Origin of the sequence: Kitasatospora sp. NPDC056800 (genome assembly GCF_042789775.1) — a bacterium.
GTDB lineage: Bacteria > Actinomycetota > Actinomycetes > Streptomycetales > Streptomycetaceae > Kitasatospora.
This window is the reverse complement of record NZ_JBHUAL010000138.1, coordinates 1-26,434: the sequence shown is the minus strand read 5'-3', so window position 1 is coordinate 26,434 and position 26,434 is coordinate 1. Positions and strand designations below refer to the sequence as shown.

Genomic DNA, 26,434 nt, shown 5'->3' with positions numbered 1-26,434 from the left:
CCCCCCTGGGTCTGCCGCCGACCGGGGTGCCTGCGCTCCGTTCGGGGCGCAGGCGGGGTAAGGACTCCTTACCCCACAACTTGCTCCGCCAGGAGCCCTGTTGCGGTCACGCTCCGGTCCAGGGGTGGTGCTGTCCTGGGCGTAGGTGGTCATCGGCTGGCCTCGGTGTCGTGCTGGCGGATGTCGACGAGGAGTTCCTCGATGAAGTCGAGGGCGAGGACGGGGTGGTGGAGGGTCCAAGGCCGGGAGTGCTGGCCACGCTGGACGCGGCGAACGCCGTCCGGGCCGGCTTCGACGCGATGGAGGTGGCCGCGCCGGGTGAGGACGGCAAGCCAGGCGTCCACCTCGGCCCAGGTCGCGGGGGTGGTGCGCATGGTGGGGTGCTCCCGTTCGACGGTGACGTGGGTGGGTGACCGGCCGGGGTGACCTGGTCGGTCACCCTGGCGCTTGGTGTCGGTCAGTTCCGGTCGGCGGTGACCGGCTGACCGTGCTGTTCGCGCAGCTGGGCCATCAGGTGGGTCAGGGTCGCGCTGGACAGCGGTATCTGCTGACCCCGGATCGCCTCGGCGACCACCCGGCGGGTCAGCTTGTCCTCCTCCTTGACCGCCTGCCGGGCGATCTTCAGCAGGTCCTCGGTGTCCAGGTCAGGGCGGCGGTCGCCGTCCCGGTCGGTGACCGGAGAGGCGGTGACCGGCGGCTCGACCTGCGGTCGGTCAGTGACCGCCCGGACGGTGTCCGGGTGACCGCCCAGGTCAGAGCGCTTGGTCAGGCTGACCGCGCTCACCGGGGTCGGCTGCGGCTTCGGCGTCGGGGCGGTGACCGGGCGGCTGACCGGCTGACCGGGGGCGGGGTGACCGGCTCCGTCCTGACCGACGGTCAGCACCGCCAGCCGCTCGGTCAGCGCGACCTCCTCGGTGGTGACCTGTCCGGGGTCAGGGGTGACCTGACCGGCGTCGGCCTCGGCCGGCCGGTCCCCGTAACCGCCCCGGTCAGCGGGGCCGACCGGTCCGCGGGCGATGAGGATGTAGAGGTGGACAGCGCCGGCCAGGGCGAGCGGGGCGATGGTGGACAGCACCGCGACCACCGTGTCGCCCAGCCGAAGGCCCGAGGTGGCCTTCTGCTCGTTCAGCCGGACGGCGTGCAGGGCGTTGGCCCACAGGCTCGTCCCGGTGGCCGCGCCGAAGAGCGTCCACACGTAGGCGCGGGCCCTCAGCGGTGCGGTGCGCAGGACGAGCAGGGCGCGCACCCCGTAGGCGATGAAGCCGTCGACGATGATCGGGAAGAGGTAGGTGAGCAGGCCCCTCACGTGGATGGCGATGGCCATCTGCTGCAGCGCGTCGTAGGAGAGCGCGCAGCCGGCGGCGCCGAGGGCGATGACGACCGCCCGGTCCCAGCCGGTGACGTGAGCGGCGGTCGGGTTGGTCGTGGTGGCGGTGCTCATGCGGCCGCCCCGAAGGCGTCGCGGACCAGCTGCTCGGTGCCGGCCGAGGCGGTTCGGCCCGAGGCGGTGCGGGCGGCTTCCTCGGCGATCTGCCGGTGGCGGATGGCTCGGCGGGTTTCGCGGTAGAGCTTGAGGGCGTGCTCTTCGGTGATCTTGAGGAGCCAGGCGAGGCGTTCGACGGGGACGTCCTGGCGGTATCCGGCGAGGACGACAGCCCGGCGTTCGGCACGGGTGAGGTGGATGTCGCGTCCAGCGAGGGTGTCGTTGACGCGGCTGTAGTCGAGGCGGTCGTTGATCTTGACGTGCAGGGGTTCGCGTTCCTCCTCGGTGAGGCCGCCCCGGATGCCGTGGGTGTCGCCGGCTTCGAGGGCGGCGTCCAGGCAAGCGCGGGCGACGGGGCACTGGGCGCACAGGGCCTTGGCCGTGGCGATCCTGTCGGCGTCCTCCGGCCCGGGGAAGAAGGTCTCCGGGTCGACGGGGTTGTACTCGCTCGGGGTGCAGACGGCCTGGTCCTGCCAGGTCTGGTCGCCGAGGGCGCGATGGCGGGCAGGGCGGGTCGTGGTGGTCATGCGGGTGTGCTCCGATCGCTCTCCGCGCGCGAGGTCAGCGTCGGCGGAGAGGTGCGCTGGGTCGGTGGAGGTCGGGCGGCTCGCCGTGATTGCGGGCGGCCGGGCGCGGCGGCGGCTCAGGCGGCGCGCTGGAGGCGTCTGCGGTCGACCGGCTCGAAGGCCACCCGGGTGGTCATCTGGGCGAGCCGGGAGGTGACGCGGTCACCGAGGCAGGTACGCAGGTCCTTGATCGGCAGGTTGGTGGTGATCAGGGTCGGGAGCAGGCTGTTGTAGCGGCGGTTGATCAGCCGGTAGGTCTGCTCCTCGACGAACTCCGAGCTCTTTGCGGCGCCGAGGTCATCCAGGAGCAGCAGCGGCACCCGGCTGTAAGCGGCGAGGACCCGCTCGGCGTCGGTGTCCGCGCTGGGACGGAGTTCGGCGTAGAGGTCAGCGGCGGTGGTGGCGCGCCAGCGCACACCGATGCCGGCCTGGACGAGGGCTCGTACGGCGCCGTACGCCTCGTGGGTCTTGCCGGCGCCGACGACTCCGGCCATCAGCAGGCTGGGGCCGGTGGTGACCTGGCGGCGGGCGCCGAGGCTCGGGGCGGCGGCCAGGGCGGCCACCTGCCGCACCCAGGCGAGGACCTGGGGGTGCTGGGCGATCGCGTCGCGGTAGCGCGGCGGCAGCCCGGCGGACAGGGCTTGCTCCGCCGAGTACGGCTCCGGCTCGTCCGGGAGGGCGTCGACCGTGTGCTGGTCGATGCCCCGGGCGGCGAGGATGCGGGCCATCCGGTCGAGCACCGAGGGGGCGTCGGCGAGGGTCTGCGGGTCGCGGTGGGTGCGCATCACAGCTCCTCGGCATAGGCGGCGACGGCGTCGACCGGGTTGGTCCACGCCTGGTGAGCGGGCACGCTAGGCCGGATTCCCGGCCGGACCAAACCGGCGCCCCGTGCGTTCATGGCGTCGTTGACCAGGCTCGGCAGCCGGGACGGATGGCCTTGGATCTCGGCGTAGCGCCGCAGTCCGGCGCGGACGTGGTCGGCGGCGATGCCCTCGTCCAGCAGGGTCTTGACGACCTTGCCGAGGTGGCCGAGCACGCTGCCCGGCGGGCGCTCGGCGCAGGCGGCGACGTACTCGCCGACCAGCTGGCCGGGCGAGACGGTGTCCGCGTCGGGCGCCTGGCGCCCCGTAGGGAAAGAAGATCCAGGATCCAAGATCCTAGATCCAGGCGCCGAGCCCTCGTCGAGGCTTCGGCGAGGACTCGGGGAGGCTTCGCCGAATGCCGTTTGACCTGCGGTTTTCCGGGGAGCAGGAACCGGCTTGCGCTCGGCGTCGACCGCCCGGTCCGCCGTTTCGGCGGCGGGCGCCGGGGAGGGCTCGCTCGGCTGGTGGAGGGCTGGCGGAGGATTCGCCGAGGTCTCGGCGAATCCTCCGGGAGTGCTCCCGGCCGCCTCGACCGCGACTCCCGGGGCGTCGGCGAGGGTGGCCCGCTGAATGCAGGGGCCCTTGCAGACGCCGCACCGCTCCGGCTCGCAGTGCGGGCACGCGGACAGCCGGGACAGGCTCGGCTTGTCGATCTTCTGGTGCTTGCGCCAGGTCGGGTAGTGGAAGTACTTGCGGCCGTCGCAGCCGGTGTACCTGCAGATCGCGCCGACGGCGGCGAGTTGCTGGAGGTGGCCCTCGACCTCTGCGCGGTTGATCTCGTCGCGCATCGGCCAGATGAGGCCGTAGACGATTGCCGCGTTGTCGCGGTGGCGGCCGTGGTCGTCGGCGTGGTTGGTCATGCCGAGGAAGGTGACCATCGCCGGGATGGAGACCTCGGACAGCGTTTCGGAGACCCAGGTCTCCGGCTTGACGGACCGTATTCGTGCCACGTCAGCGCCCCCGGACCGGGCTGTCCGTGCGGACGGCGAGCTGCCCGTCAGCGAGGTCGAGGAGGTGCGGGCGCGTCCAGTCTGCGTCCGGGTGGGCCCGGACGATCCACCGCGCGACGATCCTTCTGGCGACGGGGCTCAGCCGGATCGGGCGGCCGGCGGCGTCGGTGGCGCGGGCGTAGGCGTGGGGCCACTGGGTCACCGGGTCAGTGAAGCCGACGGTGACCGCGGCAGCGCCCGGGATCATGTCCGCGAGCTTGGCGGCGAGGCGTGGACGTGCGTCCGCGTTCGGGCAGGCCAGGGTTCCGCTGGGTGCGGCGGGCATGCAATACTCCCTGCTTCGTAGGAGCGCGCGCGGCGGTCCTCGTGCGAAGAAGTCCCGCTGCGCGCGTGGTTAGTGAATCGACACCCTCCGGGGCGTCGGGTCCGGCGTCCAGGAGTTGGTAGCTCCGGGACGCCGGTCTCATGTGGGGCCCACCGGGCCGGCGCTCAGCCGCCCGTCCTCCCCTGGCCGCCGGCTGACCGTGCGGCGGGAGCAGCACCATAGGGGCAACGCGGCCGACAGATCCATCCCGTTCTTCCGTACGCGGTCGAGGCTCCGGCAGAGCCCGCAGGCAGGTGGCCTCCGCCCGTGACGGTCAGTGCCCGAAGCCGGTCGCCGTCCCCAGGCCTTCGACAGCCGGGGTCACCGTACGTAGGGAATGAATGGGCGCCCGATCTCACTCGCGGTGACCCTGCCCTTGGCTGCGAGGCCCGGAAGCACCGGTCGGCCCGGCCCCGAATCACAGCCGGAGGAAGCTGAAGCTCCATTACCTAATTCCCCGTCAAGCAGGCGGCCCGCGATTGCGGCGACAGGGAGACATTAAGTAGCGACCCGGATAAAGGTCAACAAATCAAGGGTATCTACGCGGGAAGAACGAAGGCTTTTTCGGAGACTGAGAAATGATCTTCCCGCGAAGCGTGAGGCAACGCTCCGCAAGCAGAGCAGTCAGTCACGCGTAGCAAAATTCCCCCGCATCCTCACAGTGAGCAAGCACCCCGGCATCGATACTCAGCGTCACGTGACGAATACCACTCGCCAAGAATCTCCATCTAAGCAATGGACTTGGCCCCTATATGCGCAAACAGAATCCGGCGTTCCGTGGCAGGTATATTCGCTGTCCGAGCGACCCGCCAGCGGGAACTCGCCGACAATCCAACATGCAATACTTGGGGCTGATAAAGATGCGCGCAATAGCCGTCCGGGAGTTCGGTGGCCCGGAGGTCCTGGAGCCGACCGAACTGCCCGAACCGGAGAGCCGTCCCGGCCACATTCGACTCCGCACTCGGCTGGCCGGCGTCAACTACGCCGACGTCCACCTGCGCGAAGGCTCGTACCCCGCGCCCATGCCCGCCCCGTTCATCCCGGGCAACGAGGTGCTCGGCATCGCCGAGGACGGGCGCCGCTACATCGCGCTCAGCCGTGGCGGCGGCTATGCCGAAACCGCAGTCGTTCACCGGAAGCTCGCCTTCGAGGTTCCGGACGGCATCGCCGACCACGACGCCGTCGCCCTCACACTCCAGGGCAACACCGCCTGGCACCTGCTCTTCACCGACCTGCGAGTCACCGCCGGGGACACCGTCCTCGTACCGGCCGCAGCGGGTGGGGTCGGTTCGCTCGCCGTCCAGCTCGCCAAGCACGCCGGAGCCAAGGTCGTCGCCATGGCCTCCAGCGAGGAGAAGCGCCGGATCGCCGCAGAGTTGGGGGCGGATGCCGTCGTCGACTCCTCCACCGCCGAGCACCTCACCGAACGGATCCTCGACGCCGCCGGCGGCCACGTCACCGCCGCGATGGAGATGACCGGCGGCGACGTCGTCCACGCCACCCTCGCCGCCCTCACCCCCCGCGGACGCCTCGCGGTCTTCGGCTCGGTGACCGGTGCGAACGGCCTCGTCCCCATCACCAGCCTGCTCGCCGGGTCAAAGGCGGTCAGCGGCTTCTGGCTGCCGAACCTCTACCCTTCCCGCACCCACATCAACGACTCGATGTCCGCGCTGTTCACGGCGGTCACCGAAGGCTGGCTCAAGCCGCTCAACGGCCCGGTGTACAAGCTCGGCCAGGCCCGTCAGGCCCACCACGACCTCGCCGCCCGCCTCACCACCGGCAAGATCGTCCTTGACGTCGACCGCTGACCGGCTGCCCTCCCGTACGCCTGCCCCAGGCGGGTTACCGCGGAACGTCCCCCTCGCGCCGTCGCCGGACGACGCGACGATCCCCCGGAAGCCGAACATGACGAGCACTACCACGCCCGCGCCCGACGCGGTGCCCGAGCAGCACCAGGACGGGGCACCGAGCAAGCCGCCGTCCTCACTCGCGGCCCGCGCTTTCGCCGTCCAGCGGGCCTTTACCCAGCTCTCCGGCGAGGTGCACTCGTTGCGCTCCATCGCTGCTACCGCAGGCCTGGATGACGCCACCACCCATCGGATCCTCAAGACCGGTGTAGCCGGCGGCGTCTTCGAACAGATCGGCCGCGGCCGCTACCGCCTCGGGACCGGCACCGCCCGCGCCGGTGTCCAGGCCATGGCCCACTCCCCCAGCGCCGCGTCCACCCACACCATCCTCGAACGCCTCCACGCCGCTACCGACGGCCTCGCCCTGCTCTACGTCCTCTCCCCCTTCGGCGGCGCGAAGCGCCTGTGCACCGACTACGTCATCGGCGACATCGATCCCGCCGAAGTCGGCATGTCCGCCGAGGACGTCGTCTCCGTCTCCCGCTCTCTGCGGACCGGCGCCTCCGGACGAGTCATCCTCGCTTACCTGCCCCAGACCATCCAGGACCTGGTGCTCGCCGAGGAGGTCCCGCCGACCGCCGGCCCCGGCGTGATCCGCGACAACGACGCCCTCAACGCATCCCTCGACGAGATCCGCCACCTCGGCTTCGGAGTCGGCCGTCAGGAGTGCATGCCCGGCTGGGACTCCGTCTCCGCCCCGGTCCTGTGGCACGACTCCATCATGGGCTCCGTCCTCCTGCTTCGGCGCTCCGCCGATATGCCCACCGACCTGCGCCCGTTGATCTACCACACCCGCAAGGCGGCCGAGAGCATCAGCGAGCTGACCACGAGCCCGATCGCGGCTGCCATGTAGCCCACAGCCGCCGAGCCTGCCCAGCGCTGCCACCCGTGAACGGAACCGGGTGGCAGCGCTGAGGATTCCGGAACCCTCCCAGCCTCTCTCCGAACTCGGACCGGGCGTCCCAACGTCGTGTACCGGTCACTTTACGGCGGTGGCACTTACCGGCGTGATTCGGCAGGATCCCTCCCATGAGGTCTCAGGACACAGGGCTGTCACCCGCGTGGGTCGCGCGGAAGGTCGTAGCGTACGACGAACTCCAGGCCGTGGCAGGATCGCTGTGGTGGTTGCAGTCCGACCCCGATCACGGCGGGGTCCGGCGCGTGATGTGTTTGGAGCGATCCGGCAATGCCTCCGCGGTGACGCCGTCCGACTTCTCCGTCGGGGGCGAGCTCCACGCCTACGGCGGCGGCAGCTTCGCCGTGGTGGAGGGCGCGGTGTGGTTCATCGGGGACCGCGGTTCCCTCTTCCGCCAACCACTCGGCCGCGCGCCGGACAGGATCGTTCCCGTCCGTGGCTCCGAGCACTACGGCGACCTCACTCCGGGCCCCGAGGGCAGCGTGTTCGCGGTCCGTGGTGACGGCGCTGCGGACGAGATCGTCGCGGTGACTCCGGCCGGAGACGTTCAGATCCTGGTTCGCTCCTCCAAATTCCTCTCCTGTCCCCGCCTTGCAGGGGACGCCCTGGCGTACCTGGAGTGGGGCCGGGACCAGATGCCTTGGGACAGCTGCCGCCTCCTGCTGGCCGACATCCGATCCGGCCGCCCCGGAGCGGGTCGGGTCGTCGCAGGCGGCTCCTCGGAGTCCGTGGTCCAGCCGTCTTGGGGGCCCGACGGACTGCTGTACTTCATGTCCGACCGAACGGGTTGGTGGAACCTCTACCGGCTTCGCGACGACACGGTGACGGCGGTCCTGCCCACCGATGCGGACTGTGCGCCGGCACCCTGGGAGGCGGGCTACCAGTCGTACGGATTCGCCCCCGACGGCACCGTCGTGCTGACCCTACTGAACGGGTTCTCCACCGAACTCGTCGCTGTCGATCCCACAGGCAGTCGGCGCCGGCTCGGCCCGAACCTCACCTCGGTGAAGCCGTACATCGCGGTCGACGACGGCCGGCTTGCCGTGATCGGCTCCACCCCGTCGTCCGCCCCGGGCTTGTGGTCGCTCGACCTCGCGGCACAAGCCGACGCCCCGGCTGTCCCGATAAGCACTGGGTGCGTGCCCGCCCCGCCCTGGTCGCCCGTCCCGCCGTCGATGGACACCGCCCGGGGTGGCGACGGCCGTGTGAGCTTCCTGCTCCACCGACCGGCAGAGACGGCAGCACCCGTGCCGCTTCTGGTGCGAGCACACCCCGGCCCGACGGACGATGTGCCCCTGCGGCTGGACTGGACGACCCAGTTCTTCGTCAGTCACGGATTCGCCGTCGCCGACGTCCTCTACCGGGGCAGCACCGGCCGGGGTCGTGCGTTCCGGCGGGCGTTGCACGGCCACTGGGGCGAGTACGACGTCGAGGACTGTGCCGCGGTGGCCGAGCACCTGCGCTCGACCGGCGCGGCACTGCCCGGGGCGATGTTCATCAGCGGCGCGAGCGCCGGCGGGTACACGGCGCTCCAGGCAGCGAGTCGTCCCGGGCCGTTCGCCGGCGCGACGGCCACCTCGGCAATCATCGACCCCGCACGGTGGGAGCTGTCCGTCCCGGAGTTCCAGCGTCCCCACTCGGCCGTGCTGCGGGGGCCTGCCGGAGCAGTGACGCCGGAACGGATCCGTTGTCCCGTGCTAGTGATCCACGGAACCGCTGACACGATCACGTCCGCCAAGGAGGCCATGCAGTTCGCCCAGGACCTGGCCGCCCTCGGCGGTGGCCACGACAGCCTGATGCTGGACGGCGGCGACCACTACCTGTCAGCGCCCGCCGCCCGGGAACAGGCCCTCCGCGCCGAACTCGATTTCTACCGCCGCCTCATGAGCCGCCCGAGAGCGTGACGGCCATGCCGTCGGCTTCGGGCAGCACGACCCGGGCGAACTCGCGAAGCTCCCGGGCCGGGGCGTAGTCGTCGTGGGCCCGCAGGTCGGCCAGGACGCCGGCCACCCGCTCGATGCACCGGCCTGACCCTGTCCTGGCGGCATAGGCGACGGCGTCCCGGCCGGCCGCGCACGCCCGGTCGAGGTGCCCGGTACGCAGCCAGGTGGCGGCGAGCAGGGCGGCATCGATCGCTCGCCGGCGGACCCGGTCCTCGCCGACACCGCTGAGGGCCTCGGCGAGTTGGCTCCTCGCGGCCGGGGCGCGACCGAGGTCGTGGAGACAGTGGGCGACCTCGTCCGCGAGGTAGGCGTGGTTGAAGTAGCGGATCCAGGTGGGCTCGTCCTGGTGGTCAGCAGTGTCGAGCAGCTTCTCGGCCTGGATGATCAGCTTGGTCGCCTCGGTCTCCCTGCGCATCCTGGCGTTCGCGCGAGCCACGACCGCGGTGATGGCAGCCCGGGTTGCCGGGCTCGCGGCAGTCCCGGCCGCTGCCTGGGCCGAGGCCGCCCAACGCAGGGCGGTCTCCGGCTCGCCGCAGTGCAGCGCGAGGTGCCCGAGGTTCACCGCCACGAGGTAGGCGCTGTACGCCTGGTCATTGGTCACAGCCGTCAGGGTGAGCGCGCGCCGGTAGTACGCCTGGGCCTGGTCGGGGCTTCCGGTGTCGACCGCCTGGTATCCGGCGAGCTCGCAGAATCCGGCCGTGAGCCTTGCACGCCGGCGAGCGACCGATTCGTCCGCGGCCTGGCGGCGAAGAAGCGCTTCGAGTTCGTTGTCGATGTAGGAGCTGACCTGTCGCTGGTACTGCCGAGCCCCGTGCGTGTGGTCGAGCTGACGGAACAGATCGAGTATTCCCTCGGCGGCACCGATATCGGCTTCGGTCACCGGCAGCGACGTTGCAGTTCCCTCGATCAGGGAGCTGACGGACAGCCAGTCGGCGACCAGACCGTCCGCCTGTGCCAAAGGAGACGCGACGGGCGCCGTCGTCTGCTCACCCTGACTGTGCCGGTGGACCACTTCCGTTCGACCGTCGTCCTCCCTCGGGGTGACTGCCAGCTCGTCGACAGTATCCGAGCTTCCGGGGAGCAGGGAGCGCAACTGGGTCGCGGAGACCTTCAGCAGTCTCGCGAGCTTCGGCATCTGCCACGGTTGCGGCGTCGCCGTGCCCTTCTCCCAGCGATGGACTGTTGTGCGGTCGACGTCCATCAGTCTCGCCAACTGCTCCTGGGTGTAGCCGGCCGCCCTGCGCTGCACGGCGAGCCGTCCCCATCGTGTCATCGCATTCCCCCAAGAGTTCCCGGTCCGCCAACTGCCCAGGTCATCGGCACCTTTTCAACATCACTGCTACACGTTGCCACAAGTCTGCACTGTTGCACTGGGCTTGGCAGGTGCTTCCGTATGAGCCCCAAGGATTTCCCGCCTTGGATCGGGGCTGACCCTCCGCACTGCCGCAGCCGGACGCACCTCGGCGTCTCGCGCATTCCGGCTGTGCCCGGGGCACCACCACCACCCGGCTCAGCAGCTCTCCAGACAAGGAAGCCGATGACCACGATCCTCTCTCCCCCGACCGGTCCCGTGCCCGCTCCCCAGCCGGCCGCACCGCGACGGGCCCCGGCGGATCCGTCCGTCGACGTCTCCGACGTCAGGCTCGTTCCCGACCTCAAGGGCGGGCCCGTCTCGCACCTCGCCACGGATGCGCCGACCACGAAATCGCCTCGGCGTCCGCCCGGTCCGGCCACCAGGGCACGGGGCGCAGAGCCCGGCGACCCTGTGGAGACGTTCATGTGGACGCTGTGGCTGTTGGGCAACGTCCTCGTGATCGCCCTCGTGGGGATGCTCGTCGACCACGAGGTGGAGCACCAAGGCGTCGCGCATGGGCAGGCCCCCACCCGCTCCGCGCCCGACGTCGGAGAGACCTAGCCAAGCGGCTTCGGGACATCACCGCGGAATTCACGTGGTGGGCGGGCTGCTTCGCTTTCGCAGTCGCGCGCCTGCTCTGCCCACCATCTGACAACGGCTCCGCCCTGGATCGTCAGGGGCGAGGTCCTCGCGTCCAAACCGGCTACGGCCCGTCCGTGCATCGCCGGCCCATCGGCTGGCCCATCACGGGCGTGCAACAGCCGGACTCACTCCGACCTCCGGCAGCGGAGGACTACGAGGAAGACGTATGGAGATGACTGAACACGCTCCCCCGCAGCACACGGTGGTGATCGCCTCCGGTGGGCTGGACAGCACCACCGTCGCGTACTGGCTCGCCGACAGCGGAAGCCGGCTCACGCTGCTCTCCTTCGACTACGGGCAGCGCCACCGGAAGGAGCTCGGCTTCGCCCGGCAGGCAGCCGACCGTCTGCACGCCCGCCACGAGGTGGTGGACCTGAGCGGCCTCGGCCGCCTGCTGTCGGGATCAGCGCTGACGGACCCGTGCGTCGAGGTGCCCGACGGCCACTACACCGCCGAGAGCATGCGCAGCACCGTGGTGCCGAACCGAAACGCGATCATGCTCTCGGTCGCTGTGGGTGCGGCGGTCGCCGCGGGGGCGGACGCGGTGGCGTTCGGTGCCCACGCCGGCGACCACGCCGTCTACCCGGACTGCCGCACCGAGTTCTTCGACGTGTTCGCCGAGGTGGCCCGGGTCGGCAACGAGGGGTTCATCGCCGAGGGCTTCCGGCTGCTGGCGCCGTTCATCGACCAGACGAAGGCGGACATCGTGCGGGTCGCCAGTCAGGTCGGTGTGCCGTTCGCGGACACCTGGTCGTGCTACCGCGGCGGCGAGCTGCACTGCGGGACGTGCGGGACGTGCACCGAGCGGATCAAGGCGTTCGCGCTCGCCGAGGTCGAAGACCCGACCGAGTACGCCACCGCGCCCACCGGGGCGGCCCGATGAACGGGGTCGTCGTGCCCGGCCGGCACCGGATCGGAAAGACGTTCCGGTTCGAGGCGGCCCACTCCCTGCCCGACCTGCCGGAGGGGCACCAGTGCGCGCGGATGCACGGCCACTCCTACACGGTGGAGTTCGTCCTCACCGCCGACCGGCTGGTGCCGCCCGGCTTCGTCACGGACTTCGGCGACCTCGCCCCGGTGAAGAAACTCATCGACACCACCCTCGACCACCGGACGCTGAACGACGTCCTGCCGGTCGCGCCGACGTCGGAGAACCTCGCCACCTGGCTGGCCGACTGGTTCGTGGAGCACGTGGAACCCTCGCTGCCGGGCCGGCTGGCGTCGGTGCGGGTGTCGGAAACGGCGAGCAGTTGGGCCGAGTTCGTGCTGGAGGAGCGGTGAGCGTTCTGGGCGGTGAGGTCGCCGCCGGAAAGGGCCTGTTGGTGGCGGAGTGCTTCGGACCGACGTTCCAGGGCGAGGGCCCCAGCATCGGGCAGCAGTCCCTGTTCGTCCGGCTGTCGCGGTGCAACCTGCACTGCCCGGGGTGCGACACCCCGGAGACGTGGGACTGGAGCCGGTTCGACCTGCGCGAGGTGTCCACACGGCGCGGCGTGGAGGACCTGGCAGCGTGGGTGACGGCCCGCTCGCCGCGGCTGGTGGTGGTCACCGGCGGTGAGCCGCTGCTCCAGCAGCCCCAGCTCGTCGACCTGGTGCAGTTGCTGTCGGGGCGGCGCGTGGAGGTGGAGACGAACGGCACCGTCGTCCCGCGGCCGGAGCTGGTCGAGTCGGTCGCGGCGTTCAACGTGTCGCCGAAACTGGAAGCCTTCGCCGCGCCCGGGGACCGACGGATCGTCCCGAAGGCGCTGGAGGCGTTGGCGGCCTGTGGCAAGGCCCGGTTCAAGTTCGTCGTCCACGAGGCCGCCGAGCTCGACGAAGTCGCCTCCCTGGTCGAGACGTTCTCGCTTCCCGACGTCTGGATCATGCCGGAGGGAACGAGCAGCGAGACGGTCCTCGGCGGAATGCGGGAGCTGGCGGACGAAGTCCTGGAGCGCGGTTGGAACCTCACCCCGCGACTGCACACGCTGCTCTGGGAGGACGAACGTGGCCGATGAGGACAAGAAGGCGCCTGGACGGCGCGGTCGTTCCGGCTCCCCGAGGCCGCGCGTGTTGGGTAGCGGCCAAGCATTCGGTGCGGAGGAGAGCGGGATCCTGCATGCCGTCCAGGCACAGCCCACTATAGCCAACTCCCGCCCTCCGCGCGCACATTCGCTGATGCCGCTCCTCGTCGAACCCCGTCACCTCAAGGCCGCCGCACGGGCCTGCATGCGCCGTGCCGGATCGCCGGGCGCCGACAAAATGAGCTGGGCACAGTTCCGTCAGGGCCTGGACAGCCGGCTGGAGGCCTTGGCCGAGGAACTTCGGACGGGCTCCTGGACGCCGGGTCCGCTGCGCGAGGTGGCGATCACCACCTACACCGGCAAGGCGATGCCCTCGGTGATCCCGACGGTCGCGGACCGGGTCGTCCAACGGGCGATGCGGTCTGCGATCGAGCCGGTGTTGGAACAGCGGGCGTTCGCCGACTGGGTCTCGGGCTACCGGGCTGGGCGGAACCGAGTCACCGCTGTGCGCGACTCCGACCGGCACCTACGGGAAGGCTTCCGGTGGGTGGCGGACGTGGACGTGCGGCGGGTGTCGGAGGGGTCGTGCGCGGCCGAGGTCACCGACTGGCTGGCCGAGCACGTGGCGGACGGTTCGTTCCTGCGGCTGTTCGAACGGGTGCTGGAGCCGTTGCCGTGTCCGCTCGTCCCGGGCACGGCGCTCGCGCCGCTGCTGATCAACCTACGGCTGTCGCGGGCGGACGCGAGGCTCGCGGGGCTGCGCACGGTGCGGTTCGCGGACAACTACTGCGTCTTCTGCGGCGGCGCCGAGCAGGCCGGAGAGGCCCTCGACACCATCACCGGGGCGCTGGCCCGCTGTGGGCTGCGGCCCAACCTCGCCAAATCCAAGGTCTGGGCCGGCGTGAACGCCGAAGACCTGTTCCTGATCGCCGGATGAAGGGGGCATCGATGACGACGAACCTCATCGGCCACAGGCTCGCCTGGGTGCCAGTGCCGGGCGGCGTCTGCCTGTTCGGCGACCGGAGGAAGCCGGTGAAGGTGGTCGACCTGGAGTGGACGGCGACCCCGGTCACGCCCGCCCAGCTCGGACTCGCTCCGGACCACCGGCCGCTGGTCGGGGTCGCCCAGGCGCAGGCGGCCCGGATCGCGGCTGACCTGGGCGGCCGGCTGCCGCTGTCGAAGGAGTGGGAGTGGGCGGCCTCCGGGCCCGAACGCCGCCGGTACCCGTGGGGCGAGGAGGAACCGGCCGAGGGACGGGCGAACCTGCGCAACTCCTGTGGACGGCTCACCCCGGTCAGCTCCCACCCTCGGGGTCGGACCCCGGCCGGGCTGTGGGACATGGCGGGCAACTGCTGGGAGTGGACGGCCTCGAAGACGATTGGCGACGGCTTCGTGATCCGCGGCGGTTCCTACAACTCACTGCCGCTGTACGCCCGGTGCACATTCCTCAACGCCGCGCCGGCCGAGCTCGGCTCGCCGGGCATCGGCTTCCGGGTCGTGAGGGCGGCGTGATCGGCGACCTGGTGATCGCGGGCTGCTCCCGTCGCAAGGCGCTGGAGGCCGGCCTCCTGCCCGCCCTCGAGCGCTACGCAGGAGGCATCGCCCCGCAACTGCACGCCCGCTTCGCCGATCACCCGCACGCCCGCAGTCGGATCCGCTTCCTGTCCGCGGCCTTCGGCCTGGTGCGTGCGGACGACCTGATCGCCTCGTACGACCAGCGCCTCGACTCCGACCGGGTCGAGGGGCTGCGCCTGATCGTGAACGGGCAGCTGCGGCGCGACTTCACCGCCAACGGCGTTCCGCAGCGGGTGCTGCTGGTCCTCGAACCCGACTACCTGGTCCTGCTCGCCGACCTCCTGGCCCTGCCGGAGCGACCGGTCCTGCACTGGATCCCCGACCCCCACGGCTGGCCCCAGGCCGCCGCCGTGCTCGACGAATGGAGGTGGCCGTGATGCACATCAGCCTCGCGGACGCGCTCAAGACCCAGGCCAACGCCCACCGGTACTTCACCACCGGGTTCACCGAGCGCACCGGCCTGAACTGGCACCAGCCCACCCCCGCGCAGGCCGCCGCCGGCCGGACGATGTCGGTCGTGATCCCGGCCCGCAACACCGCCTACGCCCTGCCGACAGTGCTGAACGCGCTCGGCGCACAGCAGCACGCGGCCGACGTGGAGGTGATCCTCGTGGACGATGCCTCCACGGACGCGACGTTCGAGATCGCCCGCCGGCACCCCGTGGTCACCACCGCGGTACGCCTGGCCGAGCGACGCGGCTCGGCGGCCGCGCGCAACGCCGGTGCCCTCCTCGCCCAGGCACCGACCGTCCTGTTCGTCGACGCGGACATGGTGCTGCCCCCGCACGTGTTCGCCGATGTCTCCGTGCGCGCCGAGGCCGACACCGTGCTGACCGGGTTCCGGCACAACGTCGCCTATCGTGCGTCGCCCTGCGGTGAGCCGCTGCTGCCCAAGGCGCCCCCGCTCCTCGGTGCTGACCACCGCGTCACCTGGAAACCCCCGGTGGGCAAGGTCCTGCCGTACTCCGGCCTCACGCTCGCCGACGCGCTGGATGGGCGCCCGCTGGATGCCACCAACGACTTCCAGACCCTCGGGTACGGCCGGTCCTACTACGACTGGGACCTGCCGCGGATGGTCGTCACCGCGCTGCTGGCCGTACCGCGCGAGCAGCTGGTCGACGTCGGCGGCTTCGACGAGGAGTTCGGGGCGCTGGGCTGGGGCATGGAGGACACCCACCTCGGCGCGGCCCTGATCGCCTCCGGCTGCCTCGTGGTCCCGCTGCGTCAAGCCGTGGGCTTCCATCTCGACCCGCCGGACGCCGCCGCCCAGTGGCAGGCCAAGCTCGCCTCCTGGCCCGCGACGCTCGCCCACTACCGCCAGCTGCTGTCCCTCCCCGCCCCCGCCGACCGCGGCGACGCTTTTGTCGCCGCCGCCGGAAAGCACCTGACCGACGCCGAGGTGATCACCCGATGATCCGCGCCTTCGCTGCCGCCACGTTCGACGGCACCACCGTCGTGCACGACCCCGCGGTGGGCACTAACCACCTGCCGCCCCAGCCCCTGCCCGCCGGCTGCGTCGCCTTGGACGACCAGCAGGTGGCCGCCTGGCCCGAGGCGGATCCCTCGACGCTCGCGCTCGAATACCCGCTGAGCATGTGCTGGTCCCCGATCGTGCGCTGCAACCTGGACTGCCCGCAGTGCCTCGACGACAAGAGCGTGCGCGAGTCCACCACGGCGGAGCGGCGCGTCCTCGCCGGCCACATCGCCGCCTCGGGGGTGCTGGGCGTGGACATCTCGGGCGGCGAGCCGCTGCTGCTGCGCGACCTGCCCGAGCTCGCCCGCGCGGTCCGCCGCCAGGGCACCAGCGTGGTCAGCTGCACCACCAACGGCTGGCACCTCACCCGCCGTGCCGAGGAACTCGCCGACTCCCTCGACGCGATCCGGGTCTCCCTCGACGGCGCCACCGAGGCCACCCACGACCGCTGGCGCGGCCAGGACAGCTACCGGCGCGCCGTCGCGGGCATCCGCGCCGCCGTCGACGAAGGCCTGTTCGTGCAGCTCCAGATGGTCCTCATGCAGTCCAACCAGCACGAGGCCCAGGAACTGCTGGACCGCGCCGCCCAACTCGGTGCCGGCGGGGTGACGTTCCTCCAGATGCTCCCCATCGGCGACGGCGCCGCCCTCGCGGCCGAGCAGATGCTCACCGACGAGCAGGCCCAGGACATCGTCGGCCCGCTCGCCATCCCCGACGGCGTCCGCATCCGGCTGCGTACCCGCACGAGCGCGCACGGCTTCACCGTCCTGCGCGCCGACGGCTACGCCTGGCGCAACACCCACGGCGCCACCGGCATCTCCGCGTCCGTCCCCGTCACCAGCCCGGCCGACCTGCGCCTGCCCACGTCCGGGAGCACCTCGTGACCAACTCCTCGCGCACCGGCAGGCGGGTCTTCGCACAGCGCGTCCCGTACGCGCCGACTCACTACCAGTGCTTCGACGCGGCCCGCCTGATCGCCGAGTCCGTCGTCGGGATCGACCCGGACGTGACCTGCGTGATCGGCGTCGCCTCCGGCGGGATCAAACCGGCCCGCCTCATGGCCGACTACCTCAAAGTGCCCTTCCACACCGTCGCCGCCAGGCACAACAAGAGCGACGCCCCGTTCCAGCAGGCCACCGGCGACGTCGAGGTCCAGCTCGCCGACTCCCTGCCCGGGCGCCTGTCCGGGACAGTGCTCCTCGTGGACGACATCGCCGGCACCGGAGCGACGTTCACCGCCGTGACCGATGCGCTGAAAGACCGGCTCGACTACTCCGCCGAGATCATGACGGCGGCACTCTTCCGCAACCGCGGGTGCGCGCAGACCCCCGACCGGTGGGCCTGGGGCGTCGACGACTGGGTCGTCTTCCCCTGGGAGAGGCCGCACAGCGGCCAGACCCAGCCCGTCCCCGCCCTGAAGTGGGTGAGCGCCCGGTGATCACCCGCCCCTCCTCCCGCGGCGTTCTGCTGGTCCTCGTCTCCTGGACCCCGGACGCCCCGGCCGGCATCGAACGCGCGACGGCCGCACTGGCCCTCGGGCTCGCCCGCAACGGCCACCGGCCCGTCATCGCCACCGCCGCACCCCAGCCCGAAGGCCCCGGCCTCCCCGGCGTCATCATCGCCCGATTGCGCCTCGACGACGTGCAGTTCCCGTGCGACGACGACGTGCTGCGCCGCGCCGTCACCTACCAGGACACCAGGCTGACCCGCCAGATCCGGGACCTGATCACCGAACACCGCATCGACACCGTCCTGTTCACCGACGCGCTGTGGGGCCTCGGCCGCCTGCGCGGCGATATCCCCGGCCACGTCCGCCGGGCCCTCGCCGCCCACGTCAAACCGCACAGCCTCGACGCCGGGCCCGCGCTCGCCCGCGCCACCCGCGTCCTGGTGCCCTCCGCCGTCGTACGCGACGAGCTGGCCGGCTGGGGCCCGTGCAATCTCCGCGTCGTTCCCAACGCACTCATGCCCAACCCCACCGTGGCCCCACCAGCACCGGAGCTCCGCGAGCAACTGCGCCGCAGCGGCCCGGTACGCGTCCTCGCACGGCTCGGGCCGGAGAAGGGCGTACTCGACCTACTGGAGGCCACCTCCGACTGGGACCGGCCCCTCGAGGTAGCCCTCGCCGAAGCGGGGTTCGAGGACAGTACGGGATCCCAGTCGGAACTCCTCGACGCCTGCAGGAAAGCAGCCGCCCGAACCCCGAACGTCCGTCTGCGCGGGGCGCTGGCCTGGGACGAGGTGATTCCCTGGCTCTCCGGCGCGGCGGTGGTCATCGTTCCCAGCCACAAGGAGACCTTCGGCCTGGTCGCACTGGAGGCAATGAGCGTCGGTACCCCAGTCGTCGCCTACCGGGTCGGCAACCTGCCCGCCCTGATCAGCCCAACCGGCAACGGCGACCACCTCCTCGTCGACCACGACGACGGCCCGACCGCTCTCCAGAAGGCGGCACAAACCCTGCTGGAAGATGACATACTGTACGCCGCGACTACACAGACCGTGTATCGGAGAGCGGCCGAGTTCGAGCCGCGCCGAATCGCTGACTTCTTCCTGGAGGCGGTGTCGTGATGCCCGAAACCCCTGTAACCCCTGCGCCGTTGCTGCTCGTCGACGGGTTCAACCTTCTGTGGGCCGGCACCTTCGGCTTCCCCGCCCCGATCTTCTCCCGCGACAAGACCCGCGAACTGACCGGCCTGTTCGCCTTCTTCGCCCTGCTGCGCGCCACGGTCCGCGACGACCTCGACGTCGCGCAGCCCGAGGTCCTGGTCGTCTTCGACGGCGAGCACGGTACGTCCGAGCGCGTCGCCGCCGACCAGGAGTACAAGGCGAACCGGGAGGCGACACCGGAGGCGCTCAAGCCGCTGCAGTTCCTCGCCCCGGTGAAGGACGGCCTGGACGCGTACGGGATCCGGTGGGTCGAGATCGAGAACGCCGAAGCCGACGACGTGATCGCCACCCTCGCCACCCGGGCCGCCGCCTCCCGGCCGGTCCTGGTGATGTCGCGGGACATGGACTTCTACCAGCTCCTCGACGACCGCGTGCGCATCCTCAACCGCTCGCGGAAGTCCTCCCGGCGGATCATCACCACCGACGAGGTCATCGCCCGGTATGGCGTCAGTCCCGCCCAGTGGCCGGCCTTCCGCGCCCTGACCGGCGACAAGTCCGACAACATCCCCGGTGTCCGCGGCGTCGGGCCGAAGATCGCCGCCACCCTGCTGCGCGACGGCATGCGGCTGCACGACCTGCCCGGTTCCGGCCGGCTGACCGGCGCCAAGGGCACGGCGATCACCACCGCCTGGGCCGACGTGCTGCGCTGGGAGGCGATGATCACGGTGCGTCGCGACCTGGACGTGCCCGTCACCGTCCGCGGTAAGGCCAGCCCCCAGCTGCCGAAGCCCGCCGACGTCGTCGAGAAACTGGGGCTGTGGTGACCGGTGCCGTGCCCGGCTCGGTCCTGGCCGCCTTCGCCCACCCCGACGACGCCGAACTTTGGGCCGGCGCCACCCTCGCCGTCCACACCCGGTGCGCCGCCGTCACCATCGTCGTCCCGCACCGCGACAAAGTCCGCGACGCCGAGGCCCGCAAGAGCGCCGCCGTCCTCGGGGCCGAACTGCGCCAAGTGCCCCGGCTCGACCACGCCACCATGCAGCAAGTGCTGCTGGAGGCAGAGCCGGACGTCGTTATCACCCACCCGCTCCACGACGTCCACCCTGAGCACCGGGCCGTCGCCGCCGCCGTGCTCGCGGCCGTGCCCGAGCCTCGGATCGCCACCGGCCGACCGAGCCGCTTCTACACCTGCGACACCTACAACTCGCTCACTCTCGACGGCCCCGTGCGCGCCGACGTGATCGTGGACGCCACCGCGACCTTCGACACCAAGATGGCCGCGCTGCGCGAGCACGTGAGCCAGCCGATCGAGCAGCACTTCGGGCCCATGGCCGAGAACCTCGGCCGGCTCTGGGGCGCCCGCATCGGAACCCAGTACGCCGAGGCGTTCACCGCTGTACCGATCCTCGGCTGTCTGCCGAGCGCCGCCCACCTCTGACACGCCGCACTTCGCGGCCCACCTACCGTCAACTCACCCCAAGGGATGACCATGACGTCCATACCCGTGCAAGCCCAGCGCCGCCGCCCGGTCGACCGCCCGCGCGTCGAAGAGCTGACCCGCGAGTTGCTGCTTGCCCTCGGCGAAGACCCCGACCGTGACGGTCTCAAGGACACGCCCCGCCGGTTCGCCGACTGGTGGGGCGAGTTCCTCGACCACGACCCCGGCAGGCTCGACACCAGCTTCGCCCAGGAGGGCCGGTTCGGCGACTTCGTCCTGCTAACCGGCATCGAGGCGTGGAGCGTCTGCGAGCACCATCTGCTCCCCTTCCGCCTCGACGTCTCCATCGCCTACGTGCCGGCCACCGCCGTCCTCGGCCTGTCCAAACTGGTGCGGCACCTGGAGGCCCACACCCACGCCCTCCAGCTCCAGGAACGCATCACCCGCGACGTCGCCCACGATCTCGCCAAGGCCGCCGCCACCGACGACGTCGCCGTCTTCACCACCGGCGAGCACCTGTGCATGAGCATGCGCGGCGTCAAGGCCACCTCGGTACGCACCACCACCATATGCCGGCTCGGCCGCACCGAAAGCGACCCCAACCTCGCTGCCCGCATCGAACGCCTCGCGCTGCCCGTCCGCCTGTAGCCGCCTCCCCCCTCGACGCATCAGGAACCCCGAACGTCGCAGGCTGCCCGAGGCTGCCGCCAGCTGGTAATCCGCCAGCAAGGACCAGTACCGGAACATCGCCAGCAGCCGGGATGTATAACGCCTGCACGCCCGACTACTCGCGCTGCCGCAGCAGTGACCGACACCCACCTCCCCGCGCCCCACCACGGCCACGTTCCGCTTCCCAGCCCGCGGCCCAGCCGGGGCGGGCCGGGACGGCTGGGGTCAGGCCCGGGCGGGGTGGGTGAGGGTGTGCCAGGCGCCGTAGCCACCGAGGAGGTCGGAGACGTCGGTGTGGCCGTGGTGGCGCAGCAGGCTGGCGGCGATGGAGGAGCGGTGGCCGCTGGCGCAGTGGACGACGAGGGGGCGGTCGGTGGGGATCTCGTCGAGGCGGCCGGGGAGTTCGGCCAGGGTGATGTGCAGGGATCCTTCGATTGCGCCGGTTTCGCGTTCGCCGCAGGTGCGGACGTCGAGGACGGTGGGGGGCTGTTCGGCGGCGAGGGCGGTGCGGAGTTGGTCGGCGGTGAGGCGGCTGGCGGGGGTGAGGTCGTCGGCGAGGGCGGGCAGGGCGTTGTCGGGGTTGCGCAGGTAGCCGGCGACGTGGTCGAAGCCGATGCGGGCGAGGCGGGTGACGACCTCGTCCTCGCGGTCCTGCGGGGCGATGATCGCGATGGTGCTGTCGGGGGTGAGGACGGTGCCGGCCTGTTCGGCGAAGCGGCCGTCGACGGGGACGTTGACGGCGCCGCGGAGGTGTCCCGCGCCGAAGTCCTGGGGGCTGCGGGCGTCGAGGACGACGGCGCCCGCGGTCCGGGCCTCCCTGAAGCCCTCGGGGCACAGGGGGCGGGTGGCGTTCGCGCGGTCGAGCAGCGGGCGGTCCTGCCGGTTGAGGGCGGCGTCGTGGCCGAAGTAGGCGGGGGCGGCGGACTGGCCTGCGGTGACGATGCGGACGAAGGTGTCCTGGTCCATCGGCTGGCAGGCGTAGTTGGTCAGTCGCTGCGCGCCGATGGTCGACTGGCGGTCGGTGGAGAGGTTCTTGCCGCAGGCCGAGCCGGCGCCGTGGGCGGGGAAGACCAGGGTCTCGTCGGGCAGGCCCATCAGCTTGCGGTGCACGCTGTCATAGAGCATCGCGCCGAGTTCGGCGGCGGTGACGCCGACCGAGGCGAGCAGGTCGGGGCGGCCGACATCGCCGATGAACAGCGCGTCGCCGGTGAGCACGCCGTACGGGACGGCGTCGTCGGGCTGCTCGAAGACCAGGACGCTGATCGACTCGGGCGTGTGCCCAGGGGTCTCCAGGATCTGCAGGGTGACGTCGCCGAGTTCGATCCGCTCGCCGTCGGCGAACTTGCGGATGGGGTAGTCGGTCTCCGCGCGGCGCCCGTACCCGATCCAGGCGCCGGTGAGATCGGCCAGTTCGAGGTGGCCGGCGAGGAAGTCGGCGTGGAAGTGGGTGTTGATGACGCCGACGACGGTCAGGCCGCGCGCCGTGGCGTCGGCGAGGTACTCGTCGACGTCCCGGCGGGGGTCGACGATCACGGCCTGGCCGGTGCGCTCGTCGGCGATCAGGTACGAGGCCTGGGAGAGGCAGTCGAGGTAGTACTGGCTGAAGATCACGGGATTTCTCCTCGTCGGGTCTGACAGGCTGGCTCTATGTCCGAGTGTACCCCCGGGGGTATTTTATCGACGCAATCGAGGCGCTCGCGATCTGCCGCGTGAACTCTGACACCACTGCCCCCAGGCCACTGGAAGCGGCCCTCCTTCAGGCGCTATCACGCGGCGACGGCGCGGCCAAACTGCCTTTCTCCATGGATAGTTCAGGCTCCGCGAGTTCGACCGATCACCCAGGAGGAGCCCGTGCCCGAGCACTTCATGAGCGTCAAGCAGACTGCCGAGTACCTGAACATGTCCGTAGCGTGGGTATACCGGGACGCGCCTCGGGTGGGACTCGTTCCCTACCGATTCGGTGGTGGGCGGAACGCGAAGTTGCAGTTCAAGGTGTCGGAGGTGCATGCCTGGGTGAGGCAGCAGCGGTTGTCCGGCGCCTGAGCCGGCGGTGCAAGTGCGGGTCTGCCCGTGACGGGCAGACCCGCACTCGTTCACGCGGCCAGACCGAGATCCAGGACCTGCGCCGCGCGGCTGATGGAGCCGGGCATGAGGTGGCGGTAGATCTTGAAGGTGATCTCGATGTTGCGGTGGCCCATCCACTCCGCGACGTCGGTGATCGGGATGTTGTTGCTGAGGCAGTTCGACGCGAAGAAGTGGCGCAGGCCGTAGAGGACCATGCCCTCGGGGATGTCGACCTGCCCGGAGGCCCTGATCCTCTGCCACTGGTTGTGGATGACGTGATGCGGCATAGCCAGGCCGATGTCCTTGGGGTTGCGCAGAAGGTAGCCGTCCACGGTCCCGTACGTGTCCGCGTACCGCTCGATGGCCTGCTTGGTGCGCGTCGGCAGCGGCACGTCGCGGTACTCGCCGACCTTGCGGTGCTTCAGGCGCGCGTAGGTCTTGGTCGCCTGGTTGACCTGCTCGGTGACGCGGTAGACGTCATCGGCGACGATGTTGTTGATGTTGACGGCGAATGCCTCGCCGTTGCGCAGACCGCAGCCGCTCATGAGTTCCGCAACCAGGCGGAAGGCGTCGTCGCCGGCGCTCCGGATCTCCTGCAGTTGAGCGAGGGAGGGGATCACCACCCGCTCCGGGTCGTACTGAGGAGGCTGGACGCCGTTCATCGGGCTGTCCTCGTAGAGGCCCAGCCTGTGCGCGTCCAACAGGATGGTCTTGAGCCTGACGAAGGCGTTGGTCTGGGCCGCCAGCCCGACGCCGTTCCGCTCCATGGTCTCGACGAACGCTTCCACGACCTTGTGGTCGAACGTCCCCATGCGGCGACTGCCGAAAGCAGGGAGGAGGTGGTTCTTCAGGATGGAGTCGATGTTCCGCAGCGAGGTCGGGCTCTGGTGACGCTGACCCTTCAGCCACTCGGCGGTGTAGACCGAGAACTGCATCCCGCCGTACTTCTTGATGCGCTCCGCCTTCCGCTGGCTCTGCGGGGAGTTCTTCCGCGCGTGGTAGACCTCGGCGAGGCGGGCCTTCGCCTTCTCCTGGTTGACGAAGCCGGACTCCTCCGTCTGCCGCCCGGCCGCGTTGCGGTACCTGATCTTGTACTCGTGCGAGCACTTGCTCCAGCGGGACTCCGGATGCTCGCACTCCTTGAAGAAGCTGCCCATGCCGCGGGTGAGGCCTGTGGTCGCCATCTGCTGGTACCTCCGGGAGTCCTGCTGACCTTTTGCTGACCCCGGATGGTCGATCATGCCCCTGAGCTGGGCAGAAACGTCAGACTCGTGATAACTGGGCGAAGTACACGGGGGACCTTCCTGGGCGGCATAGGACTGGCGGCATAGGACTGGGCGGCTCGGGGCCGGGCGGTGCGGGGGTGGGCGGCTCGTAGGCCTGGGCGGTGTCGGGCGCCGCAGCGCCGTTCTGATACCCCCCTCGGTATATTTGCGAGCATACGGCTGCCCGAGCCGATACGGGACGGGGTATCGCCGAGTGATTTCGATAATACCCCCGGGGGTACTATGGTGGGGCACCGAGGGGCCGGCCACCGCCGCCGAGCCAGGTACGGGCCAGGCGCCGGCGGGGCCGAGGACGCACCGGCCGTGCCACGCACCCGGCACACCACCCGCACCGGGCCACCGGGCCCGTACGGACGCCCGCGCCGCCCCCGACCCGCCGGACCACTGCGGTCCGGTCTGCACCACTGGAGACACCTCATGCCCTTGCTGCCGCATGCCCACGGGCCCCACGCCCACCGGCCCGACGCCCACGGACCGGGCGCCCCCGGGCGGGCCACCCCCGCCGAGGCCCACGAGCTCGCCCGCACCGGCGCCGCCGTGCTGCTGGACGTCCGGGAGGCCGCCGAGTTCGCCGCCGGACACGCCCCCGGCGCGCTGCACCAGCCGCTGATCGGGCTGGCCGCCGGCGTCCCGCTGCCGACCGGGGCGGCCGGGCGGACCGTGCTGGCGATCTGCCGCTCCGGCAACCGATCCGGGCGCGCGGCGGAACTGCTCGCGCGGCGCGGCGTCGAGGCGCTGAACGTGGTCGGCGGCATGGGCGCCTGGGCGCTGGCCGGGCTGCCGGTCACCACGTCCGACGGCGGCGCCGGGCATGTGATATGACCACGCTGATCCTGGCGCTCGCCGCCGGTGCGGTGGTCGGGCTGGCCCTGGGCGGGCTGGGCGGTGGCGGCAGCATGCTCGCCGTCCCCGCCCTCGTCTACCTGCTGGGCTTCAGCCCGGCGCTGGCCACCACCGCCAGCCTGGTGATCGTCGCCGCGACCTCGCTGACCGGGCTGCTCGCCCACGCCCGGGCGGGCCGGGTCCGCTGGCGCACCGGCGCGCTGTTCGCCGCCGCCGGACTGCCCGCCGCCATGGCCGCCGGGGCGCTGTCCGCCCATCTGCCGGGCGCGCTGCCGACCGGTGCCTTCTCGGTACTGGCGGCGCTCGCGGCCTGGCGGATGCTGAAGCCGCCCGCGAAGAACGCGCAGGAACGTTCCGCCGCTGGATTCGGCCGCTCCACGGCGGCGGGCGCCGGGCTCGGCGCCGTCACCGGACTGCTCGGTGTCGGCGGCGGCTTCCTCGCCGTACCGGCCCTGGTCTCGGTGCTCGCCTTCACCATGGCCGAGGCCGTCGGCACCAGCCTGCTGGTCATCACCGCCAACTCGCTCGCCGCCCTGATCCCCCGCCTCGGCTCGGCCGGGGCGATCGACTGGGCCGTGGCCGCCCCCTTCACCGGGGCGGCGATCCTCGGCGCCTGGGACGGCAAGCGGCTGGCCGACAAGCTCAGCGGGCGCACCCTCCAGAAGGCCTTCGCCGTCGCCCTGCTGGCCGTCGCCGCGCTGATGCTCATCACCACGCTGAGCTGATCACCACGGTGGGCTGATCACCACGGCGAGCCGCCCCCGAACCTCCCCGCACCTCCCCGCACCACCACCGACACCCCCACCCGAGAGGACCCCCACCCCCATGACCACGCCGCTGACCGTCGAGCAGCTCCAGCCCCGCCTCGGCCTGCTCACCCTCATCGACGTCCGCTCCCCCGGCGAGTACGCCGCCGGCCACATCCCCGGCGCCCTGAACGTCCCGCTCGACCAGCTCGACCGCGCCCTGCCCGCGCTGCGCGAGGCCGCCGGGCACGGCGAGATCGCCGTGGTCTGCGCCGCCGGGCCGCGCGCCGACAACGCCTGCCGCGTGCTGGCCGACGCCGGCGTCCCGACCCTCACCCTGGCCGGCGGCACCAACGCCTGGGCGAGCGCCGGGCGGCCGCTGGACCAGGTGGCCGGCGCCCGCCGGGTGTGGGCGCTGGACCGCCAGGTCCGCCTGGTGGCCGGCTCGCTGGTGCTGGCCGGCGTGCTGGTCGACCTCGCCCTGCCGGGCGCCCGCTGGGTCTCCGCCGCCGTCGGCGGCGGGCTGGCCTTCTCCGCGCTGACCAACACCTGCGCGATGGGCTCGATGCTCTCCAAGCTCCCGTACAACCGGCCCCGCCCCGGCACGCCGAGCCTGGACGAGACGCTCGCGGCCCTGACGCGCTGAGCCCGACCGAAGCGCTGAGCCCAAACGGTCACTGAACCCCGCCGGTCGCTGAGCCCGGTCGCGGTCCGGGCCCCGACCGTCACGGGGCCCGAACCGCGACC

30 protein-coding genes are annotated in these 26,434 nt (G+C 71.4%); 21 read left to right on the top strand and 9 right to left on the bottom strand.

The features are described 5' to 3' along the window. Positions 1–149: 149 nt before the first annotated feature. The 6 genes from ACFRQN_RS26770 to ACFRQN_RS26745 form a co-directional block, all read right to left on the bottom strand. The gene (locus ACFRQN_RS26770) at positions 150–374 is read right to left on the bottom strand and encodes a hypothetical protein (RefSeq protein ID WP_380742660.1); all 225 of its coding nucleotides are present in this window, start codon (positions 372–374) and stop codon (positions 150–152) included. An 83-nt stretch (positions 375–457) separates the two neighbouring features. Then, the gene (locus tag ACFRQN_RS26765; protein WP_380742658.1) at positions 458–1,441 is read right to left on the bottom strand and encodes a DUF2637 domain-containing protein; all 984 of its coding nucleotides are present in this window, start codon (positions 1,439–1,441) and stop codon (positions 458–460) included. Further along, entirely contained in the window at positions 1,438–2,010 is a 573-nt protein-coding gene (locus ACFRQN_RS26760; protein WP_380742656.1) for a WhiB family transcriptional regulator, read from the bottom strand. Before ACFRQN_RS26760 ends, ACFRQN_RS26765 begins: the two co-directional genes overlap by 4 nt. Before the next feature lie 116 nt (positions 2,011–2,126). Continuing rightward, a complete protein-coding gene (locus ACFRQN_RS26755; RefSeq protein WP_380742654.1) occupies positions 2,127–2,834 on the bottom strand; it encodes an ATP-binding protein in 708 nt (235 codons plus the stop codon). Then, positions 2,834–3,862 carry a hypothetical protein gene (locus ACFRQN_RS26750; RefSeq protein ID WP_380742652.1) on the bottom strand — a complete coding sequence of 343 codons (1,029 nt, stop codon included), beginning with the start codon at positions 3,860–3,862 and terminating at the stop codon, positions 2,834–2,836. The genes ACFRQN_RS26755 and ACFRQN_RS26750 overlap by 1 nt, the downstream gene beginning before the upstream one ends. 1 nt (position 3,863) lies before the next feature. Further along, positions 3,864–4,187, bottom strand: a complete 324-nt coding sequence (locus ACFRQN_RS26745; protein ID WP_380742650.1) for a transcriptional regulator — start codon at positions 4,185–4,187, stop codon at positions 3,864–3,866. Between the two features lie 899 nt (positions 4,188–5,086). Here ACFRQN_RS26745 and ACFRQN_RS26740 point away from each other — a divergent pair. The 3 genes from ACFRQN_RS26740 (at position 5,087) to ACFRQN_RS26730 (ending at position 8,953) form a co-directional block, all read left to right on the top strand. Beyond that, complete coding sequence (locus ACFRQN_RS26740; RefSeq protein WP_074003082.1) at positions 5,087–6,034, top strand: zinc-binding dehydrogenase; 948 nt, start codon at positions 5,087–5,089, stop codon at positions 6,032–6,034. A 97-nt stretch (positions 6,035–6,131) separates the two neighbouring features. Continuing rightward, complete coding sequence (locus ACFRQN_RS26735) at positions 6,132–6,986, top strand: IclR family transcriptional regulator C-terminal domain-containing protein (RefSeq protein WP_380742647.1); 855 nt, start codon at positions 6,132–6,134, stop codon at positions 6,984–6,986. 176 nt (positions 6,987–7,162) lie between these two features. Further along, positions 7,163–8,953 carry a prolyl oligopeptidase family serine peptidase gene (locus ACFRQN_RS26730; protein WP_079272246.1) on the top strand — a complete coding sequence of 597 codons (1,791 nt, stop codon included), beginning with the start codon at positions 7,163–7,165 and terminating at the stop codon, positions 8,951–8,953. Here ACFRQN_RS26730 and ACFRQN_RS26725 read toward each other — a convergent pair. Next, positions 8,931–10,241, bottom strand: coding sequence for a helix-turn-helix transcriptional regulator (locus ACFRQN_RS26725; RefSeq protein WP_158077718.1), 1,311 nt, complete (start codon positions 10,239–10,241; stop codon positions 8,931–8,933). The genes ACFRQN_RS26730 and ACFRQN_RS26725 overlap by 23 nt on opposite strands. Before the next feature lie 288 nt (positions 10,242–10,529). On the opposite strand from ACFRQN_RS26725, the gene ACFRQN_RS26720 reads away from it, so the two are divergent. From ACFRQN_RS26720 to folE, 14 genes are all read left to right on the top strand, one after another. Then, complete coding sequence (locus ACFRQN_RS26720) at positions 10,530–10,907, top strand: hypothetical protein (RefSeq protein ID WP_074003085.1); 378 nt, start codon at positions 10,530–10,532, stop codon at positions 10,905–10,907. A 247-nt stretch (positions 10,908–11,154) separates the two neighbouring features. Beyond that, on the top strand, positions 11,155–11,871 hold the full coding sequence (gene queC / locus ACFRQN_RS26715; protein WP_338016305.1) for a 7-cyano-7-deazaguanine synthase QueC: 717 nt from the start codon (positions 11,155–11,157) through the stop codon (positions 11,869–11,871). Next, entirely contained in the window at positions 11,868–12,269 is a 402-nt protein-coding gene (locus ACFRQN_RS26710; protein WP_380742643.1) for a 6-pyruvoyl tetrahydropterin synthase family protein, read from the top strand. Before queC ends, ACFRQN_RS26710 begins: the two co-directional genes overlap by 4 nt. Next, the gene (locus ACFRQN_RS26705; protein ID WP_241852923.1) at positions 12,266–12,979 is read left to right on the top strand and encodes a 7-carboxy-7-deazaguanine synthase QueE; all 714 of its coding nucleotides are present in this window, start codon (positions 12,266–12,268) and stop codon (positions 12,977–12,979) included. The genes ACFRQN_RS26710 and ACFRQN_RS26705 overlap by 4 nt, the downstream gene beginning before the upstream one ends. Continuing rightward, complete coding sequence (locus tag ACFRQN_RS26700) at positions 12,969–13,922, top strand: reverse transcriptase domain-containing protein (RefSeq protein ID WP_198959376.1); 954 nt, start codon at positions 12,969–12,971, stop codon at positions 13,920–13,922. Before ACFRQN_RS26705 ends, ACFRQN_RS26700 begins: the two co-directional genes overlap by 11 nt. An 11-nt stretch (positions 13,923–13,933) precedes the next feature. Continuing rightward, the gene (locus ACFRQN_RS26695) at positions 13,934–14,497 is read left to right on the top strand and encodes an SUMF1/EgtB/PvdO family nonheme iron enzyme (RefSeq protein ID WP_074003087.1); all 564 of its coding nucleotides are present in this window, start codon (positions 13,934–13,936) and stop codon (positions 14,495–14,497) included. Beyond that, complete coding sequence (locus ACFRQN_RS26690) at positions 14,494–14,937, top strand: hypothetical protein (RefSeq protein ID WP_079272247.1); 444 nt, start codon at positions 14,494–14,496, stop codon at positions 14,935–14,937. Before ACFRQN_RS26695 ends, ACFRQN_RS26690 begins: the two co-directional genes overlap by 4 nt. Further along, positions 14,937–15,974: a glycosyltransferase family 2 protein gene (locus tag ACFRQN_RS26685; RefSeq protein ID WP_380742662.1), complete on the top strand. Its 1,038-nt coding sequence runs from the start codon at positions 14,937–14,939 to the stop codon at positions 15,972–15,974. Before ACFRQN_RS26690 ends, ACFRQN_RS26685 begins: the two co-directional genes overlap by 1 nt. Then, positions 15,971–16,918, top strand: a complete 948-nt coding sequence (locus ACFRQN_RS26680) for a radical SAM protein (RefSeq protein WP_074003088.1) — start codon at positions 15,971–15,973, stop codon at positions 16,916–16,918. The genes ACFRQN_RS26685 and ACFRQN_RS26680 overlap by 4 nt, the downstream gene beginning before the upstream one ends. Beyond that, on the top strand, positions 16,915–17,472 hold the full coding sequence (locus ACFRQN_RS26675; protein WP_074003089.1) for a phosphoribosyltransferase: 558 nt from the start codon (positions 16,915–16,917) through the stop codon (positions 17,470–17,472). The genes ACFRQN_RS26680 and ACFRQN_RS26675 overlap by 4 nt, the downstream gene beginning before the upstream one ends. Then, positions 17,469–18,602, top strand: coding sequence for a glycosyltransferase family 4 protein (locus tag ACFRQN_RS26670; RefSeq protein WP_198959378.1), 1,134 nt, complete (start codon positions 17,469–17,471; stop codon positions 18,600–18,602). Before ACFRQN_RS26675 ends, ACFRQN_RS26670 begins: the two co-directional genes overlap by 4 nt. A gap of 29 nt (positions 18,603–18,631) precedes the next feature. Continuing rightward, on the top strand, positions 18,632–19,465 hold the full coding sequence (locus ACFRQN_RS26665) for a 5'-3' exonuclease H3TH domain-containing protein (protein WP_074003090.1): 834 nt from the start codon (positions 18,632–18,634) through the stop codon (positions 19,463–19,465). Beyond that, positions 19,459–20,079: a PIG-L deacetylase family protein gene (locus ACFRQN_RS26660; protein ID WP_074003091.1), complete on the top strand. Its 621-nt coding sequence runs from the start codon at positions 19,459–19,461 to the stop codon at positions 20,077–20,079. Before ACFRQN_RS26665 ends, ACFRQN_RS26660 begins: the two co-directional genes overlap by 7 nt. Before the next feature lie 51 nt (positions 20,080–20,130). Beyond that, positions 20,131–20,727 (top strand): GTP cyclohydrolase I, encoded by a 597-nt coding sequence (gene folE / locus ACFRQN_RS26655; protein WP_074003092.1) that lies wholly within the window; start codon positions 20,131–20,133, stop codon positions 20,725–20,727. 246 nt (positions 20,728–20,973) lie between these two features. On the opposite strand, the gene ACFRQN_RS26650 is transcribed toward folE, so the two are convergent. Beyond that, the gene (locus ACFRQN_RS26650; RefSeq protein ID WP_380742638.1) at positions 20,974–22,359 is read right to left on the bottom strand and encodes a rhodanese-like domain-containing protein; all 1,386 of its coding nucleotides are present in this window, start codon (positions 22,357–22,359) and stop codon (positions 20,974–20,976) included. Between the two features lie 240 nt (positions 22,360–22,599). Here ACFRQN_RS26650 and ACFRQN_RS26645 point away from each other — a divergent pair, with 240 nt between their 5' ends. Then, entirely contained in the window at positions 22,600–22,791 is a 192-nt protein-coding gene (locus ACFRQN_RS26645) for an AlpA family transcriptional regulator (RefSeq protein ID WP_074003094.1), read from the top strand. Positions 22,792–22,841: 50 nt separating this feature from the next. Here ACFRQN_RS26645 and ACFRQN_RS26640 read toward each other — a convergent pair whose 3' ends face one another. After that, positions 22,842–23,996 (bottom strand): tyrosine-type recombinase/integrase, encoded by a 1,155-nt coding sequence (locus ACFRQN_RS26640; RefSeq protein ID WP_241852924.1) that lies wholly within the window; start codon positions 23,994–23,996, stop codon positions 22,842–22,844. A gap of 519 nt (positions 23,997–24,515) precedes the next feature. Between ACFRQN_RS26640 and ACFRQN_RS26635 the strand changes: the two genes are divergently transcribed. The 3 genes from ACFRQN_RS26635 to ACFRQN_RS26625 all read left to right on the top strand — a co-directional run bounded on the left by ACFRQN_RS26635 (position 24,516) and on the right by ACFRQN_RS26625 (position 26,333). Then, positions 24,516–24,920 carry a rhodanese-like domain-containing protein gene (locus ACFRQN_RS26635; RefSeq protein WP_380742635.1) on the top strand — a complete coding sequence of 135 codons (405 nt, stop codon included), beginning with the start codon at positions 24,516–24,518 and terminating at the stop codon, positions 24,918–24,920. Then, a complete protein-coding gene (locus ACFRQN_RS26630; protein ID WP_380742633.1) occupies positions 24,917–25,666 on the top strand; it encodes a sulfite exporter TauE/SafE family protein in 750 nt (249 codons plus the stop codon). The genes ACFRQN_RS26635 and ACFRQN_RS26630 overlap by 4 nt, the downstream gene beginning before the upstream one ends. Positions 25,667–25,766: 100 nt before the next feature. Beyond that, a complete protein-coding gene (locus ACFRQN_RS26625) occupies positions 25,767–26,333 on the top strand; it encodes a rhodanese-like domain-containing protein (RefSeq protein ID WP_380742631.1) in 567 nt (188 codons plus the stop codon). Positions 26,334–26,434: the final 101 nt, after the last annotated feature.

Bases quoted from the DNA above. Each gene is read 5' to 3' on its own strand.
- ACFRQN_RS26735 (WP_380742647.1), top strand. From the start codon at position 6,132: ATGACGAGCACTACCACGCCCGCGCCCGACGCGGTGCCCGAGCAGCAC.
- ACFRQN_RS26730 (WP_079272246.1), top strand. From the start codon at position 7,163: ATGAGGTCTCAGGACACAGGGCTGTCACCCGCGTGGGTCGCGCGGAAG.
- ACFRQN_RS26695 (WP_074003087.1), top strand. From the start codon at position 13,934: ATGACGACGAACCTCATCGGCCACAGGCTCGCCTGGGTGCCAGTGCCG.
- ACFRQN_RS26625 (WP_380742631.1), top strand. From the start codon at position 25,767: ATGACCACGCCGCTGACCGTCGAGCAGCTCCAGCCCCGCCTCGGCCTG.
- ACFRQN_RS26640 (WP_241852924.1), bottom strand. From the start codon at position 23,996: ATGGCGACCACAGGCCTCACCCGCGGCATGGGCAGCTTCTTCAAGGAG.
- ACFRQN_RS26765 (WP_380742658.1), bottom strand. From the start codon at position 1,441: ATGAGCACCGCCACCACGACCAACCCGACCGCCGCTCACGTCACCGGC.
- ACFRQN_RS26770 (WP_380742660.1), bottom strand. From the start codon at position 374: ATGCGCACCACCCCCGCGACCTGGGCCGAGGTGGACGCCTGGCTTGCC.
- ACFRQN_RS26710 (WP_380742643.1), top strand. From the start codon at position 11,868: ATGAACGGGGTCGTCGTGCCCGGCCGGCACCGGATCGGAAAGACGTTC.
- ACFRQN_RS26740 (WP_074003082.1), top strand. From the start codon at position 5,087: ATGCGCGCAATAGCCGTCCGGGAGTTCGGTGGCCCGGAGGTCCTGGAG.
- queC (WP_338016305.1), top strand. From the start codon at position 11,155: ATGGAGATGACTGAACACGCTCCCCCGCAGCACACGGTGGTGATCGCC.
- folE (WP_074003092.1), top strand. From the start codon at position 20,131: ATGACGTCCATACCCGTGCAAGCCCAGCGCCGCCGCCCGGTCGACCGC.
- ACFRQN_RS26745 (WP_380742650.1), bottom strand. From the start codon at position 4,187: ATGCCCGCCGCACCCAGCGGAACCCTGGCCTGCCCGAACGCGGACGCA.
- ACFRQN_RS26630 (WP_380742633.1), top strand. From the start codon at position 24,917: ATGACCACGCTGATCCTGGCGCTCGCCGCCGGTGCGGTGGTCGGGCTG.
- ACFRQN_RS26755 (WP_380742654.1), bottom strand. From the start codon at position 2,834: ATGCGCACCCACCGCGACCCGCAGACCCTCGCCGACGCCCCCTCGGTG.
- ACFRQN_RS26685 (WP_380742662.1), top strand. From the start codon at position 14,937: ATGCACATCAGCCTCGCGGACGCGCTCAAGACCCAGGCCAACGCCCAC.
- ACFRQN_RS26720 (WP_074003085.1), top strand. From the start codon at position 10,530: ATGACCACGATCCTCTCTCCCCCGACCGGTCCCGTGCCCGCTCCCCAG.
- ACFRQN_RS26680 (WP_074003088.1), top strand. From the start codon at position 15,971: ATGATCCGCGCCTTCGCTGCCGCCACGTTCGACGGCACCACCGTCGTG.
- ACFRQN_RS26635 (WP_380742635.1), top strand. From the start codon at position 24,516: ATGCCCTTGCTGCCGCATGCCCACGGGCCCCACGCCCACCGGCCCGAC.
- ACFRQN_RS26760 (WP_380742656.1), bottom strand. From the start codon at position 2,010: ATGACCACCACGACCCGCCCTGCCCGCCATCGCGCCCTCGGCGACCAG.